This window comes from Collinsella sp. BIOML-A6 (assembly GCF_009875845.1).
Lineage (GTDB): Bacteria > Actinomycetota > Coriobacteriia > Coriobacteriales > Coriobacteriaceae > Collinsella > Collinsella aerofaciens_H.
On sequence record NZ_WWSL01000006.1, the window covers coordinates 51,894 to 71,573 of the forward strand.

Here is a 19,680-nt window from a genome sequence, read left to right on the forward strand (position 1 = left end):
ATCCATTTGGGTGCGCGGCCCTTTTCTTTTTATTGGTGCAAGCTAGCTCGTCCCCTCCGCACCAGATTGGTGCGGAGGGGACAGGTTGGTTTGCACCAAATGGCAGAGAGACGGCGTTTTCCCAGATGAAAGCTACCAAAATAAACCAGTCCCTTTTTGGCAGGTTGGTCGTAGTTATTACGTGGCGGTTGAGGTCGACCGCATAGGGTGCGCCCTGTTTGGCTAAAGTACAACTATCTGTGTTTAACTCGCTCGGAGCTGCATGGCACGGGCGATGGCCAAAAAGGAAACAACATGGGATTCATGTCAAAGCTGCTGTCCTTTGGATCCGATAAGGACCTTAAGCGCTACTACAAGATCGTCGACCAGATCAACGGTCTTGAGCCCCAGTTTGAGAAGATGACCGAGGAAGAGCTCCGCGGTCAGACCGATAAGTTCCGTGAGCGCTACGCCAACGGCGAGTCGCTCGACGATATGCTCCCCGAGGCCTTTGCCACCGTGCGCGAGGCTTCCAAGCGCACCATGGGCATGCGCCACTTCGATGTGCAGCTCATCGGCGCCATGGCGCTTCACGAGGGCCATATCGCCGAGATGAAGACCGGCGAAGGCAAGACCCTTGTCTCCACCTTGGCCGGGTACCTCAACGCTATCGCCAGCAAGGGCGTGCATGTCGTTACCGTCAACGATTACCTGGCAAAGCGAGACTCCGAGTGGATGGGCCGCATCTACAAGTACCTGGGTATGACCGTCGGTCTGCTCCAGAACAACATGCCGCTCGAGCTCAAGCGTCCGGCCTACCAGGCAGATGTCACCTACGGCACCAACTCCGAGTTCGGTTTCGACTACCTGCGCGACAACATGGTCACCCGCCCCGAGCAGCGCGTACAGCGCGGCCACAACTACGCCATCGTCGACGAGGTCGACTCCATCCTGATCGATGAGGCCAGAACGCCGCTCATTATCTCGGGCGCCGGCACCAAGTCCGCCAGCACCTACAAGGACTTTGCGCGTGCCGTGCGCGGCCTGGAGCGCGGTGAGGACGTGTCGCACGACATGCTCACCGCCACCGAGGACGTCGAGCCCACGGGCGACTACGTCATGGATGAGGCCAAGCACACCATCGCCGCCACCGAGCGCGGTCTTAAGAAGATCGAGCGCCGTCTGGGCATCGAGGACATCTACGCCGACTTTTCGGGCCAGCTGGTCAACCACCTGCAGCAGGCGCTGAAGGCCCAGTACATGTTCCATCGCGACAAGCAGTACGTGGTCACGAACGGCGAGGTCAAGATCGTCGACGAGTTCACCGGTCGCATCATGGAAGGCCGCCGCTACTCTGAGGGCTTGCACCAGGCCATCGAGGCCAAAGAGGGCGTGCTCGTGCGCGAGGAGAACCAGACGCTGGCCACCATCACCTTGCAGAACTACTTCCGTCTGTATGACAAGCTCTCCGGCATGACCGGTACGGCACTCACCGAGGATGCCGAGTTCCGCGAGATCTACAAGCTGCCCGTCGAGGTCATCCCCTCCAACAAGCCCGTCCAGCGTGTTGACCACGAGGACCTGGTGTACCGCACCATCCAGGCCAAGTACAACGCCGTTGCCGACGATGTCGAGCGACGTCACGCCAAGGGCCAGCCGGTCCTGGTGGGCACCGTCTCCATCGAAAGCTCCGAGAAGCTGTCGGCCGCCCTTACCAAGCGCGGCATCGCGCACGAGGTCCTCAACGCTAAGCATCACGAGCGCGAGGCCCATATCGTTGCCCAGGCCGGACGCTTCGGCGCCGTGACCATCGCTACTAACATGGCCGGTCGTGGTACCGACATCCTGCTGGGCGGCAACCCCGACGAGCTGGTGCGCGGGCGCCTTGAGCACGAGGGCCTGACCATGGAGGACGTGACGCCCGAGCAGCTCGAGCAGTTTAGTGCCGAGGCCAAGGAGACCTGCAGGGCCGAGCGCGAGCGCGTGCTTGCCGCCGGCGGCCTGACCGTCATCGGCACCGAGCGCCATGAGTCCCGTCGTATCGACAACCAGCTGCGCGGCCGCTCCGGTCGTCAGGGCGATCCGGGCGAGACTCAGTTTTACCTGTCGCTCGAGGACGACCTCATGCGCCTGTTCGGCGGCGACAAGATGGACCGCGTCTCCAAGATGATGGTCACCGCCGACATGGGCGACGACATGCCCATCCAGCACAAGATCATCTCCAAGGCCGTCGAGAATGCCCAGCACAAGGTCGAGAGCATCAACTTCTCCATGCGCAAGAGCGTCCTCGAGTACGATGACGTCATGAACAAGCAGCGCCAGGTCATCTACGCCGAGCGCAACAAGATTCTGGACGGCAAGGATCTGACCGACCACATCACCGAGGTCATGCACGACACCGTGTACCGCTGCGTGCAGGAGTTCTGCGCCAAGGACAGCCACGATGGCGAGCGCGACCTGGAGGGCCTGCGCAAGTGGGTCGTGGAGCTGACCGGCCATATCGATACGCCCAAGTTCCCCGACGAGGACTTTGAGGCCCTGGCTGCCGATGTCCTGGCCTACGTTGAGAAGTGCTACAACATGAAGGCCGAGCGCCTGGGTGAGGACCTCATGCGCGAGCTCAACACCCAGGTCATGCTGCGCGTCATCGATACCCGCTGGATGAACTACCTGCAGGAGATGGACTACCTCAAGACCGGTATCGGACTGCGCGGCTTTGGTCAGCGCGATCCGCTGGTCGAGTACAAGACTGAGGCTTACAGTGCCTTCCAGATGCTCGTCGACACCATGTACGAGGATTACCTGCGCACCGTCCTGCGCATCGAGATCAAGGCCGCCCCGCAGGCCGTGGAGCACAAGGAAGACCCCGCGCTCAAGGGTGCGCACTTCTCCGGCCCCGCCGATGTCGATGGCGACAACGGCAGCTCGGTGCTGCGCAAGCAGGCGCAGGTGCAGGCTCGTACGGCCGTCCAAGGAGGCCCGGCTGCTGTCAACAACGGCGGCAAGGTGACCACCTACCGCAAGGACGAGAGCGACGACCCTTATGTCAACGTTGGCCGCAATGACCTTTGCCCCTGCGGCAGCGGCAAGAAGTTCAAGTACTGCCACGGCAGGAATCGTTAATGGCCGAGGCTTTAGAGGTAACGCCCGCCGAGCTGGAAGCGTTTGCAGACCGGCTCGGCGAGGTCGAGTCGTATCTTCATTTGGACGAGAAACGCACACGCGTGACCGAGCTCGAGGCAAAAAGCGTGGCCCCCGGCTTTTGGGATGACGCCGACGCCGCTCGCGCCACCATGGAGGAGATCGCTCGCGCCAAGGAAGATATCGCTGCCGTGGATACCGCGCGCGGCGAGCTATCTGACGCCCGCGCGGCGCTGGAGCTTGCCGAGGAGATGGGCGACGACCCCGATGCCACCGCATTGTGCGAGGAGGCTGCCGCTACGGCAGAACGCCTAGCCCGCGCTATCGATGAGCTCGAGCTTTCGAGCTGGTTTACCGGTGAGTTCGATCACGGCGACGCGATTGTGACCATCAAGCCCGGACAGGGTGGCCTGGAGGCGCAGGACTGGACCTTCATGCTCTTTAAGATGTACATGAAGTACTGCCAGCGTCGCGGCTGGAAGGTCACCATTAACGACTGCCCCGCGGCCGAGATCATCGGCATCGACCGTGCGACCTTTACCGTCGAGGGCAAGGACGCGTTTGGCATGCTGCGCGCCGAGGCCGGCGTCCACCGTCTGGTGCGCATTAGCCCCACCGACGACAAGAAGCGCCGCCAGACCACGTTTGCCGGCGTCGAGGTCATCCCCGTGCTACCTGACGATATCGACATCGAGATCAGTCCCGACGATATCCGCGTGGACGTGTATCACGCGAGCGGTCCGGGCGGCCAGGGCGTCAATACCACCGACTCCGCCGTACGCGTGACGCATTTTCCCAGCGGCATCGTCGTCACGTGTCAAAACGAGCGTAGCCAGATTCAAAACAAGGCCGCGTGCATGCAGATTCTCAAGGCCCGTCTGTACGAGATCGAGCTCGAGAAGCGCGCCGAGGCGCTCGACGAGATTCGTGGACCCAAGACCACGATCGGGTTTGGCAACCAGATTCGCAGCTATGTGCTCTACCCGTATCAGATGGTCAAGGACCTGCGTACAGGCGTGGAGACCAGCAACGTCGAGGCCGTTCTCGACGATGGCGATTTGGATCCGTTTGTGATCGGCTACCATCGCTGGGCAACCGGCAACGCCGATGCGGAAGGCTCGGAGGCCTAGGCGCATGGCTGGCTCCGGGTCGATACAAACACTTCGCAGGGGTGGTATTTGCCCGGTGAATCGGTAGAATCGAATACGGCAAGAAGTTCAAGGCGCACTCATTTGGGTGCGCTTTTTTGAGGGAGGCAGCATGGCATATCGTCTGGACATCAAGCGCATTCTTTCGATGAACTTCTTTCATGACTTGCCCAAGATCATGTTTGGCTGCGCCCTGGCAGCTATCGCGACGGACCTGTTTTTGATTCCCAACGGCCTTGCCGCCGGCGGCGTTACGGGCCTCGCCACCATTATTCAGGCGGTTGGCGCCTCGCATGGCATATCGCTGCCCGTCGGTATCCAGACAATTGTGATGAATGCCTTGCTGCTGCTGGTGGTTATGCGTGCGGGCGGCATGTTCTACGTGGTGCAGACGGCGACGGGCTTTGTGCTGCTGGGCTTTTTCACCGACCTGTTCGCTCCGTTTGTTGCGCCGCTGGCGCATGCCGATCTGATGCTGCCTGCTATGTGGGGCGGCATCATCACGGGCGTCGGATATGGCATGGTGTTGCGCGCCGGTGCTAACACTGGTGGCTCCGACACCATCGGTCAGATTATCTCGCGCGACACATCGCTGCCGGTTGGCTCGACCGTCATGGCGATCGATGTTGCCGTGTGCGCGCTGTCGGCCCCGGTCTTTTCAGTCGAAAACGCGCTGTATGCGGGCCTTTCGATGGTCATTAGCGGCTACGTGATCGATGCCGTGGTCGACGGCGGCAACAGGCGCCGTATGGTGCTCATCATCTCGGACAAGTTTCCCGATATCGCGGCCGACATCATGTACGGTCTGGGCCGCGGCTGCACCAAGCTGAGGGCGACCGGCATGTACTCGGGTGCCGAGAAGCCGGTGATCATGGTCATTGTGAGCCGTCGCGAGCTCAACACGCTCAAGACGATCGTGCGCGAGCGCGACCCGCGCGCCATCGTGACCGTGGCCGACGTTACGGAAACCTTCGGCGAGGGATTCAAGGACATTAACGCGTAGGGCCGACTGCGCTCCATCCAAAAGACGTTCACATTGATAAACCGTTTCATCAGCGGTTCTGCCTGCTCAATTGTTCAAATAATGATAAAAACTCTGGTAAAGCCATCAGTTTCCAGCATAATGAATGACGTACGTGCATTGCGGCTGTGTTGGGACGACCTTCTGTGCCGTGCACATCTTGTCTAAAGAGGATGAAAGGAAGGCACAATGAGCGACGAAGAGCTCAAAAAGGTTGCCAACGAGGTAAGGAAGGGCATCGTCACCGGCGTGCACGCTGCCAAGTCCGGCCATCCGGGCGGTTCGCTCGGCGCTGCCGACATCATGACCTATCTGTACTTTGAGGAAATGAACGTCGACCCGGCCGACCCCCGCAAGGCCGACCGCGATCGCTTCGTGCTTTCCAAGGGTCACTGCGCGCCTGGTCTGTACGCCGTGCTCGCCGAGCGCGGATTCTTCCCCAAGGAGGATCTCGAGACGCTGCGCCACATCGGCAGTCACCTGCAGGGTCACCCCAACATGAACGACACCCCGGGCGTCGACATGTCCACCGGTTCGCTCGGGCAGGGCATCTCCGCCGCCGTGGGCATGGCCGTTGCCGCCAAGCACTGGGGCGATACGTACCGCACGTACGCCCTGCTGGGCGACGGCGAGAGCGAGGAGGGCCAGGTCTGGGAGGCCGCCATGTTCGCCGGCAACCAGCAGCTCGACAACCTCTGCGTGATCGTCGACCACAACGGCCTGCAGATCGACGGCCCCGTCGAGGAGGTCAACGATCCCATGCCGCTCGCCGACAAGTTCCGCGCTTTCAAGTTCCATGTGGTGGAGCTCGCCGACGGCAACGACTTCGACCAGATCCGCGCCGCCTTTGCCGAGGCTCGCGCCACCAAGGGTCAGCCGACCGCCATTATCGCCGAGACCACGAAGGGCAAGGGCGTCTCCTTTATGGAGAACCAGGTGGGCTGGCACGGTAAGGCCCCCAACGATGAACAGTTTGAGCAGGCCATGGCAGAGCTCACGGCCGCCGGAGAGGAGCTCTAGGATGGCAGACGTCAAGAAAATCGCCACGCGCGTAAGCTACGGCGAGGCCCTCGTCGAGCTCGCCAACGAGCACGATGACTTCGTGGTCCTCGACGCCGACCTGGCCGCCGCCACGCAGACCGGCAAGTTTAAGGCCGCCTGCCCCGATCGTTTCTTCGATGTGGGCATCGCCGAGAGCAACCTGATGGGTGTTGCCGCTGGCATCGCGACCACCGGCCGCGTCGCCTTCGCGAGCACCTTTGCCATGTTCGCCGCCGGCCGCGCCTTTGAGCAGGTCCGCAACTCCATCGGCTACCCGCACCTTAACGTTAAGATCGGTGCCACGCACGCCGGTATCTCGGTGGGCGAGGACGGCGCCACGCACCAGTGCTGCGAGGATATCGCCCTGATGCGCGTCATCCCCGGCATGACCGTGATTGTTCCCGCCGACGACGTCGAGGCCCGCGCCGTGACGCGCGCCGCCTACGAGTGCGACGGCCCCGTGTACATGCGCTTTGCCCGTCTGGCCTCGCCCGTTATCAACGACCCCGAGACCTACAAGTTCGAGCTGGGCCGCGGCATCGTCATGCGCGAGGGCACCGACGTCACCATCATCGCCTGCGGCCTGATGGTCGGCGAGGCGCTCGAGGCCGCTGAGCAGCTTGCTGCCGAGGGCATCGATGCCGAGGTCATCAACATGCACACCATCAAGCCCATCGATGCCGACCTGATCGTCAAGAGCGCCACCAAGACCGGCCACGTCGTGACCGTCGAGGAGCACTCCGTGATCGGTGGCCTGGGCAGCGCCGTTGCCGATGTCCTGTGCGGGCAGTGCCCGACGCCGCTCAAGAAGATCGGCGTCAGCGATACCTTCGGCGAGTCCGGCCCGGGTGCCGAACTCCTGCACAAGTACGGCCTGGACGCCGCCAACATCGTGGCGACCACCAAGGAGTTCTTGGCCTAGAGCAACCATCGCTCATCTGGCTGCAAACCAAACACACATAAACGAAAACAGGGACGTCCTCAAAGAGAGCGCCCCTGTTTTTTGTTAGCAACAAACAAAAAACAGGCCCGCATCAAGCAAGGGTTTTCTCCGGGAAACGGGCCCATCCCAACAAAGTGCCATTCAGACCCTTCCAACTTTGTATGCGCAGCATCACAAGGTAGATGCGCCGGCCCCATAGTAGCCGCAGGCCGGGCACAGGGTTGCTCTCCAAATCTTTCCGCAGGACGGAGGAGCCCCCGCCGCGCAAAGCGCGCAGTGGGGGCTCCGACATGTCCGAGGACGATTTGGAGAGCAACCCTGCGCTCGGCCGGACAGATCCCAAAGCCCGCCATGCTTCTTATGTGCAGCAAAGGCAATGCTGCTAAAATACAAAGCGCTCATGTAGTTTAAACGCACGACGATAAGGAGCACCAGTGGGTAACCACTTCCGTACCTCCGGTGCGGGCGATAAAGCCCCCAAGACGCAGCCGAGCGTCGCGGGCAGTCGTTTCGCCACTCCGGATTCAGAGGATCAGCTGTTGAGCCCGATCCCCGCACAGCCGGCAGATCAGGCACAGCCGGCGGCAGATCCCCTTGCCTACAACCCCAACAACGATGTTGCGCTTTCCGGCACGGCTGGCTTTGAGCCCGTTCAGACGGTGACCGCCCGCGTGGCTCAGCCTCAGACGAGCGCCGCCACGCCGCAGCCTACCATGGCCGGCATCCCCGATCCGATGGCCCCTGCGGCTCCCGCGCCGCAGCCCGCGCAGTCCGGTCTTTTTGCCGGCATTCCCGACCCCACGCAGCCTGCGGCTCCCGTGGTCGAGCGCGATCAGGCCGCCGAGGTCGCAAGCCTCGACAACGCGCTCAACAACCCCGACTTCACGTCGGTGTTTGCGCCCATCGACCCGCAGGCCAGCCGCAAAAAGATGGCCAAGCAGGCCGGTGTCGAGCCCGTCATCCTTATGGAGCACGTCACCAAGATCTATCCGGCGCAGCCCAACAAGCCCGCACTCGACGACGTCAACATCGAGATCTATCCGGGCGAGTTCGTCTTTTTGGTCGGTCACTCCGGCTCGGGTAAGACCACGCTGCTGTCGACGCTCAACCGCGATGTCAAGCCCACAAGCGGCCGCATTTTGGTTGCCGGCCAGGATCTCATGAAGATCAAGAACCGCAAGGTTCCGTTCCTGCGTCGTCAGATTGGCGCCGTGTTCCAGGACTTTAAGCTCCTGCCGCAAAAGACCGCCTACGAAAACGTGGCGTTTGCCCTGCAGTGCATCGGCAAGCCCAAGGGCGTCATTCGCAGCCAGGTGCCCGAGGTGCTGCGTCTGGTCGGTCTGGCCGATCAGATGGACTCGCTGCCCGATCAGCTTTCCGGTGGCGAGCAACAGCGCGTGGCCGTTGCCCGCGCTATGGTCAACCGCCCGCCGCTGCTGATTTGCGACGAGCCCACGGGCAACCTCGACCCGGCGATTTCGTTGGGCATCATGAAGCTGCTCGAGCGCATTAACCGCACCGGTACCACCGTGATCGTCGCTACGCACGACCGCGAGATGGTCGATAGCATGCACCGTCGCGTGATCGCCCTCGAGGGCGGCCACGTAATCCGCGACCAGGAGAGGGGAGGTTACGGCAACTATGGCACCAACTAACGTGGGCTACTCGCTCAAAGAGGCAATCAGCCACTTCTTCCGTAACTGGACCACCTCGCTCGGCGCCGTCATCACGATTTTCCTTTCGCTGTTTATCATCGGCCTGTTCATTATGGGTTCCGCGATGCTGAACTCCGTGATCGGCACCGTCGAGGATCAGGTCGTCATCAACGCCTTTATTAGCGATGATGCCAACCAGGCAGATGTTCAGGCCTTTGAGGCCGAGCTCAAGACGTGGAGCAACGTCAAGTCCGTGACGTACAAGGACAAGGACGACGCGCTGGCCGAGTACACGAGCAAGATGTCGGGTAACGCCGACGCTACCATGAGCGCGCTCGACGGTCAGAACCCGCTGCCGGCTTCGTTCGCCATCGAGATGGATGATCCGTCCAAGGTCGAGAGCACGGCCAAGAAGCTCAAGAAGAACGCCGATTTTCAGAAGATCGCGGATGACGGCGACGTTAACGCGAGCGTTCTGTACGGCCAGGAGGAAGTGAGCCGCCTGTTCCAGGTGACGAACTACATCCGTATCGCCGCTGTGGTGCTCGTCGGCCTGCTGACCTTTATCGCGTTCATTTTCATTAACAACACGATTCGCCTGTCCATTACGGCGCGTCGTCGTGAGATCGCGATCATGCGTCTGGTGGGCGCAAGCAACGGCTTCATTCGCGGGCCGTTCATTACCGAGGGCGTGCTTCAGGCCATCTTAGGCTCGCTGCTTTCCATCGGCGTGCTGGAGCTGCTACGTAACCTGATGGTTCCGCGTCTGCAGGAGAGCATCGGCTGGATGTCGTTTGCGCTGCCGATACAGTACTACCTGGTGACCTACGCCGCGCTGATTTTGGTCGGCGTGCTGATCGGTCTCTTTGGTTCCGCCATCGCCATGCGCCGCTATCTGCGCGTGTAGGCGTGATTGGAATTCGTTCCTTTAACGGGTCGTCTCTTTTGGGGACGGCCCGTTTTTTGATCCCGAGGTGACGGCAGGATTGCGGATCATCGTGGCGCTGGTCTATCTATGTGACCCTCAATCCTGCCGTCCCCAAGGGATCATTTGGGTAGACTCTTGGGGTGTAAACGGCCATCGATAGTAAGGAGGCGCCATGGGGCGCAATAACAAGCATAAGCGTGGAGCTCGCAATAAGCGCGGGCCGGTGCGCAGCGAGCGTCGCCCGAGTCTGACCGGACGCGTGCAGCTCCATGAGCATAGTGCCTACGTTGTAACCGAAAACGGCGACTACAAGGTCATGGGCCGCGGCAAGCGCGAGATTATGGACGGCGATACCGTTGCCGTGAGCATTAAGAACAGCCCGCATGGCGAGCGACGCGCCGTAATCGAGGGCGTCGTCGAGCGTGCAGCCATGAGCGTGGTGGGCACGTACCAGACCGCCGGCCCGCTCGGGGTAATCGAGCCGCTTGACTCTCGCCTAAAGGCCGATTTCTTTATCCTGCCGGAGGACACCTCGGCGGAGCGCTTGGGCGTTCATCCGGGTGATGCGGTCGTCGCACGCATCCTGACATATCCGACGCGCCTGGAATCGGGCACCGTGACGATCGAGCGCCGTATTGGCGGCGATGATGCGCCCGATTTGGGCGTCCAGTATGTGATGGCGCGCTATGGCTATACCGATACGTATCCCGAGGCCGCGCTAGCCGAGGCCGAGGCACTTTCGCTCGATGTGGCCTCGGCACTCAAGGACCCGCTTCGCCGAGACCTGCGCGACCGCTTTGTCATTACGATTGACCCGGTCGACGCGCGCGACTTTGACGACGCCATCTCGCTGAAGCGCACGCCCGAGGGTGGCTACAAGCTGGGTGTTCATATTGCCGACGTTTCGCACTATGTCGCCTGGGACGGACATATCGATCTGGAGGCCCGCCATCGCACGACGTCGGTGTATCTTGCCGATCGCGTGCTGCCCATGTTGCCCGAGCGCCTGTCGAACGATTTGTGCTCGCTGCGTCCCGACGAGGACCGCCTGGCGTTTACCGTCGACATTGAGCTCGACGCGCAGGGTCGCGTGCGCCATTACGATCCCTATCCCAGCGTGATCCGCTCGCGCGTGCGCATGGACTACGATGGTGCCGAGGCGCTGCTGGTACGTGCCGGTGCGGTGGAGTATTCGGTGCTGGAGGGTGCCGCCGAGGATGTTGCCGCGGTTGAAGCCTCGCGCGAGGAAGCGCTCGAGCGCGGGCTTGCGTGCGAGGAAACCGCTCGCGGCTATAGCGTCGACTTGGGGGATTTCCTCGTAGCTGCCAACGAGCTCGCCGAGCTTCGCCGTCGTATTCGCCGTGCGCGCGGTTCGGTCGACTTTGATACGGCCGAGATCCGTGCGCTGTTGGACGAGGGCGGTGTGCCCGTGCAGATCGTGGCCCGTGAGCACTCGTGCGCCACGTCGCTGATTGAGGAAGCCATGCTGCTGGCCAACGAGTGCGTGGCGGAGTGGCTGGCCGACCGCGATATCGAGGCCTGCTATCGCGTGCACGACGATCCCAGCCCCGACAGCCTGCACGGTGCCGCCGTGGCGCTGGCACAGCTGGGTATCATCGATGACCGTCGCGCGGCAGGCATTGCCCTGGGAAGCCCCGACGAGCTGCAGGCGGCGGTTGACGCCGCAGCCGGTACGGCCAACGCACCGCTCGTCAACACGTTGCTACTGCGCAGTATGCAGCGCGCACTGTACAAGCCGCGCAACGAGGGCCACTTTGCACTTGCCGCGCCGTGCTATTGCCACTTTACGAGTCCCATTCGCCGTTATCCCGACCTGGTGGTGCATCGCGTACTCAAGCTGCAGCTGGCCTACGAGCGGCTGGGTGGCAAGGACGCCTTGGTGCGTACGCCGCGGCTGATCGGTAAGGGCCGCGAGTCCCTGCCGCGCATCCTGCCGCAAATCTGCCGCGCGTGCGGCGATGCCGAGCGTGCGGCCGACGCCGCCAGCCATGCGACGCAAAAGATCAAGATCGCCCAGTACTACGAGGACCGCCTGGGTGAGCGCTACGCCGGAACGATCTCGTGGGTCAGCGGCATGGGCCTCTTTGTGCGCCTGGATCTGACACAGGTTGAGGGTTTGGTTTCGATCAAGAGTCTGGGCAACGAGTGGTTCGAGTTTGATGAGGACGCGCTCACGCTCACGGGCGCCGACACGGGGACTCGCTATGAGCTGGGGCAGCGCGTGATCATCGAGGTCTCGCGCGTCAACACCACGCGCGGACACTTGGATTTCAGGCTTATTCATTAGCCGGAATTTGGTGATTCATAGAGAACGGGGCGGTCTTTTGGGGCCGCCTGTTTTGTGGCGCATCAATCGTCTTGCCGCCCGCGCGCTTGCGTCTTCAGCCTGCTACAGGGGAGATAAAACCTACCAAAATAAACCTGTTCCTTTTTGGGAGGTTTTCGAGAGAGCGGGGATGAGATGACAACGGTGTACGGGTATGCGCGGGTGAGCTCGCGTGATCAAAATCTGAATCGGCAGCTGGATGCGCTGGGTGCCTATGGCGTGGAACCGGCGAATATCTTTGCCGATCGTGCGAGCGGCAAAGACTTCGATCGACCGCGGTATCGCGAGCTGCTGTGTGCGTTGGATTCCGGTGATGTGCTGGTGGTACTTTCCATTGATCGGCTGGGCCGTAACTACAGTGAGATCCTCGAGGAATGGCGGTGCATAACCAAAGAGCTCGGCGCCGCCATCGTGGTGCTGGACATGCCATTGCTCGACACGCGCACCAGGGACTGTGGTGGGTCGGACGTGACGAGTGCGTTGATTGCCGATATTGTTTTGCAGCTGCTGAGCTATGTGGCGCAGGTGGAGCGCGAGAACATTCACCGGCGCCAAGCCGAGGGCATTGCGGCGGCGCGAGCGCGCGGCGTGCGCTTTGGCCGGCCCCGCAAGCCCTGTCCTCCGCAATTCGAGCTGGTACGCGATACCTACGAGGCGGGCGATATCACGCGGAGTCAGGCGGCAAAGCGGCTAGGCGTGTGCGTGGGGACCTTCGATCGCTGGATGCGCGAGATGGGGTAGGGGCGCCACGGTCCTTTGGCGCCCCGATTCGAACATTTTGGATTTCGCTACGGCGACAACTGCATTTGGGGGTACACTCGCTGCTGCTCAAAAAATGACGGAGGTTAGCCCTTGGCTCGTGTGAAGCACATAGTCGGATGGATTTCGGTTGTCCTGCTGGTCGTGACGCTGGCAAGTATTTGGATGCTGACGGAGCAAAACGTGGAGCAGACGTCGTCGCTCAGCGAGTCCACCGCGCGCGCGGTGGAAGGACGGGCCGCGGACGTGCGGCCCGACGCCACGCAGGAGTCCCAGGCGGGGGATGCCGTCGAGGGCGCGGATTCAATGACTGCCACCGTTCATCCCGACCCGCTAGCGCCCGTTCGTCTGTGGATGGGTGCCAACATTCGTCGCGTCGCACATACCGTTGAGTTCTTCTTTGTCGGACTATTTGCTTCGGCGACCGTGGTATGCCTGGGCGGGTGCCTGCCATGCGCGCGATTCCGGTACGTACTCGCTGCGCTCTTTTGCGCCGTCTGCTCTGTCGGTGACCAAGTGCACAAGATCTTTGTTCCTGGCCGTCATTTCGACATGATCGACCTGGGCTTCGATGCCGCGGGCTACGTTGTCGCCATGCTGTTGGTGTTGCTGGTGGCCGCGCTGGCTCGGCGCGCGACCTGTCCCATCGGCGCCCATGCGAGGCGCTAACCGGTAACAAACCCGTTTCTTATAATGCGACCTCGTTGAATTATTTTGTGTCGCGCGTATTTCCGAGCGGTCGGATTTGAGGGGCGAGCGGTAGAACGCTCGCCCTTTGTGCGCCATGATGCGGCACAATGTACCGTAAAAGCTGTTTATATCCGGTACGAATCGTTCGTTGGTCTTTAATTCTTCTCAACGGAGGTGTTTGAGATGGCAAACGGATTGCTTTTGCGGCTTCGCGAACGTGAGCTCAGTGCGAGTCCGGCGGAACGCAATGTCATCGCATACGTAAGCGCTCATCCGCACGAGGTGGTCGGGCTGTCCGTCCGCGGTCTTGCCGATGCCGCGTTCTCTTCGCCCTCGAGCATTTTGCGCTTTTGCAAGCGCTTGGGTTTTGCGGGCTACAAGGAGTTCCAGCGCGAACTGATTGCCGAACTGGCGCTCTTGGGTGATAAGAAAGACGTTGCCCTCGAGGACATCTCCATGGACGACAGCGTCGAACGTATCGTGGGGAAGGTGATGAAAAACAACGTGCGCACGATCGAGGCGACGGCGCGAATGCTCGATTACAGCGTCTTGGAGCGATGCGCGGCCCATCTTAAGCGGGCACGCGCGGTCAATCTGTTCGGTATCGGCGCCTCTCGTTTGGTCGCGCACGATCTGGCGCAAAAGCTCATGCGTGTTGACAAAGCGTGCCATCTATACGACGACTGGCATGATCAGCTTCTGTGTGCCAAGAACATGCATGAGGGCGATATGGCAATCGCCTTTAGCTACTCGGGCTTGACGCGAGAGGTGCTGGACTGCACCGTCGAGGCTCAACGTCACAACTGCTCCGTTGTGGCCGTGACCAAAGTAGATGGATCGTCCAAGCTTGCCACCATGGCCGATGCCGTGCTCGGCGTCGCCGCGAGTGAGCCCTTGGTCCGCAGCGGTGCCATGGCTTCGCGTATGGCCCAGCTTATGGTTGTCGATGCCCTGTACGCTGCTTACGTTGCCAGCGACTACGAGCGGGCGACGCATGTCATTAAGCAAAACTACATCGAGAAACAGGAAAGATGAGGTGAATGAAATGCTCGATTTAACAAAATTCACGACCGAACAGCGCAATCTTAGGTCAATGGACCTCGATACGATGACATCACTGCAAATCGTCACGACGATGAACGATGAGGATCTTCGTGCCGTCCAGTCGGTCACGAAAGTGTTGCCCCAGGTTGCCACAGCAATCGACTGGGCTGCCGAGGCACTCGAGCGCGGCGGGCGCGTCTTTTACATGGGTGCAGGCACCAGCGGTCGTCTGGGCGTGCTCGACGCTTCGGAGTGCCCGCCCACGTTTGGCGTGTCACCCGATCTGATTGTCGGGCTCATTGCCGGAGGCGAGACGGCGTTTATCAAGGCTGTCGAAGGTGCCGAAGACAGCGAGGAGCTTGGCGCGAGCGACCTGCGGGAGCGTGGACTCTCGGACAAGGATCTTGTCGTTGGCCTGGCGGCAAGCGGTCGTACTCCCTATGTGGTGGGCGGCCTTGTGTACGCCAAGGCAACTGGGTGCAAGACCATTGCAATTGCCTGTAACCAAGGGTCGAAGATCGGGGAGAGCGCAGATCTTGCCATTGAGCCCGTGCCCGGTCCCGAGGTGCTGACCGGCTCGACGAGGCTCAAGGCGGGAACGGTCCAAAAGCTCATTCTCAACATGATTTCGACCGGTGCCATGGTCAAGATCGGCAAGGTATACCAAAACCTGATGGTCGATGTACAGCAGACGAACGAGAAGTTGGTGGTGCGCGGCCAGAACATCGTGATGGAGGCGACCGGCTGCACGCGCGAGCGCGCTGTTCAGGCGCTTGCAGATGCCGGTGGCCACGTAAAAACCGCTATTGTCTCGGTGCTGCTGGACTGCGATACCGAGCAGGCTGCGGTAGCTCTTGGGCGGGCGCGCGGCCATGTCCGTGCTGCGGTGAGTGGCCATGAGAAAGGCAATGCCGATGCCCAATAGGTGCACGGCGTGAGCAGATGTGACATCCAGAAGAGATACCCGATACAAGGAGGAGTTATGACGAACAAAGAGCTGGCTCAAAAGCTGCTGGACCTTTTGGGCGGTAAAGACAACGTGCTGGCAAACGCGGCGTGCATGACGCGCCTGCGCGTGACCGTCAAAGACGCGGGCAACGTCGACGCGGAGGGTATTAAGGCACTCGACGGTGTGATGGGCCTTGTTGAGGACGACACGATGCAGATCGTGCTGGGTCCGGGCAAGGTGAATAAGGTGCTCGAGGAATTCTCCAAGCTCACCGGCCTTGCGAAAGGCGTTGCTGACGAGAGTGTGGCTGACGCTGCGGCCACAAACAAGGCCGCGCAGAAGGCCAAGTACGAGACCAAACCGGTTCAGGCCTTCCTCAAGAAAATTTCCAATGTCTTCGTCGCCCTGCTTCCCGGCATCATTGCGGCTGGCCTCATCAACGGTATCTGCAACGTCATTAACGTCTCGACGGCAGGCGCGCTTGCAGGCGAGTGGTGGTACCAGGGCATTCGTTCCATGGGTTGGGCCCTCTTCGCCTATCTGCCCATCTTGGTGGGCTACAACGCGGCGCGCGAGTTTGGCGGCTCCGCTGCACTGGGCGGTATCGCCGGCATGATGTGTATCGCCAACAGCGCTATGCCCCTGCTTGCGCCTGGTGCCGCCGATCCCAGCACCGCTATTCTGCTGCCGCTCACCAATGCGCAGTACAATCCCGCCGCGGGCGGCATGATCGCGGCTCTCATCGCTGGCGCGTTTTTTGCCTGGATGGAGCATCAAATTCGCAAGGTTATGCCCAACGCGCTCGATACATTCCTGTCTCCGCTGCTGGTGCTCATCATCGGCGCCTTTGCTCTGATGCTCGTCATCCAGCCGGTTGGCGCATGGCTGACGACTGCCATCTTTAGCGTTTTGACCTTTATCTTCGAGAAGCTGGGCGTTCTGGGCGGCTATATCCTGTCGGCAGGCTTCTTGCCGCTGGTGTCCGTCGGCCTGCATCAGGCACTTACGCCGATCCACGCTATGCTCAACGATCCCGATGGCGCTACCAAGGGCATCAACTACCTGCTGCCCATCCTTATGATGGCTGGCGGCGGCCAGGTCGGTGCCGGTCTGGCGCTGTACTTTAAGACCAAGAACGCCAAGCTTAAGAAGTATGTTGCAGAGTCCATTCCCGTTGGCATCCTGGGCGTTGGCGAGCCTCTGATGTATGCTGTTACGCTGCCGCTTGTCCGCCCGTTTGTGACGGCCTGCCTGGGCGCCGGATTTGGTGGCGCGCTCGCGGCGCTGCTGCACATCGGCACGGTTTCTCAGGGCGTTTCCGGTCTGTTTGGCCTGCTGATCGTCGTTCCCGGCCAGCAGCTCGGCTACGTTGCCGCTATGCTGCTTGCCTATGCCGCCGGCTTTGTCCTGACGTGGTTCTTCGGCGTCGACGAGCAGAAGATCAACGAGTTCTTTGGCGAGTAGCCTGATGCTGCGCGCTATGTCATTCGAGCGTCTTGACGTGCCGCAGATCGCTTGATGCTATGGTTGTGCCGGCGGGGCTAACTGCCCCGCCGGCCTTTTTAAAGGAGAATCGAAGCGTGAGAACGGGTATTTCTGTCTATCTTTCCAGTCCTCTGCAAGATATCGAGCGGACGATTGAACATGGCGCCGCGGCAGGCGCGCGCTATGCGTTTACCTCGCTGCATATTCCCGAGGATGGGGGAGCGGCGTATGCCGATAAGGTTCGCCAGGTGCTGTCGCGACTTTCCGCTCGCGGTATTGCGCTCATTGCCGATGTGGGGCCGCGCACGTGCGATTTGCTGGGCCTTGAGCGCATGGAGGACTTGCGTGATCTGGGACTGGAGTACCTGCGCTTGGATTATGGCTTTAGTCCCCAGCGGGTCGCGGAGCTGTCCGGTGTATTTCGCATTGTGGTCAATGCATCGACGGTGAGTCCTGATGAAATCGCGTCGTGGCGAGAAGCCGGCGCCGATGTGACCCGTTTTGCCGCCTGCCACAATTTTTATCCCAAGCCCTATACCGGTTTAGCTCTGGAGGACATTGCTCGGACGAATCTTCGTCTTGCAGCCCTTGGCTTCGAAATCATGGCTTTTGTGCCGGGTGATGCCAACGTTCGCGGGCCGGTATTCGAGGGCTTGCCGACGGTTGAGGCGCAGCGCGGTCGCGCGTCAAAGGTTGCCCTCAACATGCTTGAGCTCGCACATGGTGCCGATTGCGACATTGTTTTGGTCGGCGACCCCGATCTTTCCGATGCAGGTTGGGCACAGTTTGCCCAGATTTCCGCTGGATATGTTGACATGCCGTGCCAGCTCGACCCCGGATACTCCTATTTGTTGGGGCAAGTCCATCACGATCGACCTGACTCGAGCGCCCTTATTTTTAGGTCTCAGGAGTCGCGCACGACGCTTAAGCCGGATTCCGTGCCGACGGATACCGGTGCCGGCCTGCCGCGAAAGACGGGGTCGATCGCTGTGAGCAATAGCGGCTATGGGCGCTACGAAGGCGAGCTTGAGATTGCGCGGGTCGATCTTCCCGGCGACGAGCGCATGAACGTTGTAGGCCATATTGCGCCCGAAGCGATGGAGTTGCTGCCGTTCGTTAAGCGAGGCTTTGGGGTACGGTTTGTTTAGCGTGTGACCCGTGGGCTACAATTGCTCCATGATGCGAAGGCGCCTCGTATGGTATGTACCTGCGTTGGCCGATCTACATTCGGAGGATTCCCATGACCGTACTGTTTGTTGAATATCCCAAATGCTCGACGTGTAAAAAGGCCAAGGCCTGGTTGGACGAGCATGGGGTTGAGTATATCGACCGCGATATCGTTACGGACAATCCCTCGGCTGAGGAGCTCGCGACCTGGATTGCGCGTTCGGGGCTGCCGGTGCGACGCTTCTTTAACTCGTCGGGCATGAAATATCGAGAGCTGGGCCTGAAGGCGCGCCTGGATGCGGGTATGACGGACCAGGAATGCTACGAGCTGCTGGCGACTGACGGTATGCTGGTTAAGCGTCCGCTGCTGGTGGGCGATGACTTTGCGATTCCGGGCTTTAAGGAAGCGGCCTGGGCCGAGGCGCTGCTGTAGCAACTGTGGAAAGCGCGTCCCGTTTTGAGTGGCGATTCTGGGGTGTGCTTTCCGCCGGCGGGCCTGGCCCAGTCAGTCCTCCAGTTGCGCCCATTCGTGTGGGTCGTAGGTCTTTACGTACGTGTCGGACGTGTCGCTCCAGTACTCTTCGTCCATAAAGGGCAGGTATGCCTGAATGCCGGGGCAGATAAACGGAATCCGTTGCCGCTGCAGGCACTCGCGCTGCCGCCGCTCCAGGTTCGTCTCGGATATGACGGTCGGCATGCCGGACAGCTCGACGAGGCTTGCCTGGATGCGCTTGAGGTCGGGGAGCGCCGCATGCCATGACGTTCGCATGATCAAAAATGAGGCGCGTCGGTAGTTTGCCTGCACTACCGTGATGGCGGGGCGCAGTGTGGGATGGATTTTGTCTCGTTCGGGCCAAAGGTCAGCAGTGATCTCGAGGCCCAGAGTCTCCCATAGGTAATCAAGCTCTTCGTCCATGGTGCCTCGATATCTACGCGATCATTGATACTTCGATTGTGTTGCCTGGCGCTATCGTTTTCGCGGTAGAATCTGCCAACGGTTGACGGCTACCGCTCGCGGCGTTTTGCCCTTCGTGTACAGCGGTCGGCTTCACAGGTCCTTCACGGGTTGGACGAAATTAGGCCAATTTGGCCGAATTTCAAAAAAGTCAAAATTGGGGCTTGCGTCATGACGGGACTTCCCGTATATTTCTTTCTTGCGCAAAGGCACAGCCGAGCGCAGCAATGCAGTCATTGGGATGTCGTCTAATGGCAGGACAGCGGATTCTGGTTCCGTCAATGGGGGTTCGACTCCCTCCATCCCAGCCATTGCATTTGCTACATATGGCCCGTTCGTCTAGCGGTTTAGGACGCCGCCCTCTCAAGGCGGAGATCACCAGTTCGAATCTGGTACGGGCTACCACAAAATGAACGCCCGGGCCTCGC

The 19,680-nt window shown here is 60.8% G+C and carries 16 protein-coding genes and 2 tRNA genes; 17 read left to right on the forward strand and 1 reads right to left on the reverse strand.

The features are described 5' to 3' along the window. Nucleotides 1-294: 294 nt before the first annotated feature. The 15 genes from secA to GT495_RS03465 all read left to right on the forward strand — a co-directional run bounded on the left by secA (nucleotide 295) and on the right by GT495_RS03465 (nucleotide 18,730). The gene (gene secA, locus GT495_RS03395) at nucleotides 295-3,102 is read left to right on the forward strand and encodes a preprotein translocase subunit SecA (protein WP_161161487.1); all 2,808 of its coding nucleotides are present in this window, start codon (nucleotides 295-297) and stop codon (nucleotides 3,100-3,102) included. Beyond that, the gene (prfB, locus tag GT495_RS03400; RefSeq protein ID WP_161161488.1) at nucleotides 3,102-4,250 is read left to right on the forward strand and encodes a peptide chain release factor 2; all 1,149 of its coding nucleotides are present in this window, start codon (nucleotides 3,102-3,104) and stop codon (nucleotides 4,248-4,250) included. Before secA ends, prfB begins: the two co-directional genes overlap by 1 nt. Before the next feature lie 130 nt (nucleotides 4,251-4,380). Then, nucleotides 4,381-5,271: a YitT family protein gene (locus GT495_RS03405; RefSeq protein WP_161161489.1), complete on the forward strand. Its 891-nt coding sequence runs from the start codon at nucleotides 4,381-4,383 to the stop codon at nucleotides 5,269-5,271. Between the two features lie 207 nt (nucleotides 5,272-5,478). Next, on the forward strand, nucleotides 5,479-6,309 hold the full coding sequence (locus tag GT495_RS03410; protein WP_118079460.1) for a transketolase: 831 nt from the start codon (nucleotides 5,479-5,481) through the stop codon (nucleotides 6,307-6,309). A 1-nt stretch (nucleotide 6,310) separates the two neighbouring features. Next, nucleotides 6,311-7,252 carry a transketolase family protein gene (locus GT495_RS03415; protein ID WP_161161490.1) on the forward strand — a complete coding sequence of 314 codons (942 nt, stop codon included), beginning with the start codon at nucleotides 6,311-6,313 and terminating at the stop codon, nucleotides 7,250-7,252. Between the two features lie 455 nt (nucleotides 7,253-7,707). Then, nucleotides 7,708-8,928, forward strand: a complete 1,221-nt coding sequence (gene ftsE / locus GT495_RS03420) for a cell division ATP-binding protein FtsE (protein ID WP_161161491.1) — start codon at nucleotides 7,708-7,710, stop codon at nucleotides 8,926-8,928. Continuing rightward, the gene (gene ftsX / locus GT495_RS03425) at nucleotides 8,915-9,835 is read left to right on the forward strand and encodes a permease-like cell division protein FtsX (RefSeq protein WP_161161492.1); all 921 of its coding nucleotides are present in this window, start codon (nucleotides 8,915-8,917) and stop codon (nucleotides 9,833-9,835) included. The genes ftsE and ftsX overlap by 14 nt, the downstream gene beginning before the upstream one ends. Nucleotides 9,836-10,028: 193 nt before the next feature. Beyond that, nucleotides 10,029-12,164, forward strand: a complete 2,136-nt coding sequence (locus GT495_RS03430; RefSeq protein ID WP_161161493.1) for a ribonuclease R family protein — start codon at nucleotides 10,029-10,031, stop codon at nucleotides 12,162-12,164. A gap of 174 nt (nucleotides 12,165-12,338) precedes the next feature. Beyond that, nucleotides 12,339-12,944, forward strand: a complete 606-nt coding sequence (locus GT495_RS03435; protein ID WP_161161494.1) for a recombinase family protein — start codon at nucleotides 12,339-12,341, stop codon at nucleotides 12,942-12,944. 120 nt (nucleotides 12,945-13,064) lie between these two features. Further along, a complete protein-coding gene (locus tag GT495_RS03440) occupies nucleotides 13,065-13,631 on the forward strand; it encodes a VanZ family protein (RefSeq protein ID WP_370457580.1) in 567 nt (188 codons plus the stop codon). 204 nt (nucleotides 13,632-13,835) lie between these two features. Continuing rightward, on the forward strand, nucleotides 13,836-14,687 hold the full coding sequence (locus GT495_RS03445; protein ID WP_161161496.1) for a MurR/RpiR family transcriptional regulator: 852 nt from the start codon (nucleotides 13,836-13,838) through the stop codon (nucleotides 14,685-14,687). 10 nt (nucleotides 14,688-14,697) lie between these two features. Further along, nucleotides 14,698-15,621 carry an N-acetylmuramic acid 6-phosphate etherase gene (gene murQ / locus GT495_RS03450; RefSeq protein WP_161161497.1) on the forward strand — a complete coding sequence of 308 codons (924 nt, stop codon included), beginning with the start codon at nucleotides 14,698-14,700 and terminating at the stop codon, nucleotides 15,619-15,621. Nucleotides 15,622-15,678: 57 nt separating this feature from the next. Beyond that, nucleotides 15,679-17,109: a PTS transporter subunit EIIC gene (locus tag GT495_RS03455; RefSeq protein ID WP_161161498.1), complete on the forward strand. Its 1,431-nt coding sequence runs from the start codon at nucleotides 15,679-15,681 to the stop codon at nucleotides 17,107-17,109. 116 nt (nucleotides 17,110-17,225) lie between these two features. Next, on the forward strand, nucleotides 17,226-18,278 hold the full coding sequence (locus tag GT495_RS03460; protein WP_161161499.1) for a MupG family TIM beta-alpha barrel fold protein: 1,053 nt from the start codon (nucleotides 17,226-17,228) through the stop codon (nucleotides 18,276-18,278). A gap of 92 nt (nucleotides 18,279-18,370) precedes the next feature. Next, on the forward strand, nucleotides 18,371-18,730 hold the full coding sequence (locus GT495_RS03465; protein WP_161161500.1) for an arsenate reductase family protein: 360 nt from the start codon (nucleotides 18,371-18,373) through the stop codon (nucleotides 18,728-18,730). A gap of 72 nt (nucleotides 18,731-18,802) precedes the next feature. Here the strand turns inward: GT495_RS03465 and GT495_RS03470 are convergent, their stop codons facing one another. Next, complete coding sequence (locus tag GT495_RS03470) at nucleotides 18,803-19,213, reverse strand: hypothetical protein (RefSeq protein WP_161161501.1); 411 nt, start codon at nucleotides 19,211-19,213, stop codon at nucleotides 18,803-18,805. A 276-nt stretch (nucleotides 19,214-19,489) separates the two neighbouring features. Here GT495_RS03470 and GT495_RS03475 point away from each other — a divergent pair. Both GT495_RS03475 and GT495_RS03480 read left to right on the forward strand, forming a co-directional pair. Next, a tRNA-Gln gene (locus tag GT495_RS03475) sits at nucleotides 19,490-19,563 on the forward strand. 17 nt (nucleotides 19,564-19,580) lie between these two features. Then, nucleotides 19,581-19,657: transfer RNA gene (locus GT495_RS03480), tRNA-Glu, on the forward strand. Nucleotides 19,658-19,680: the final 23 nt, after the last annotated feature.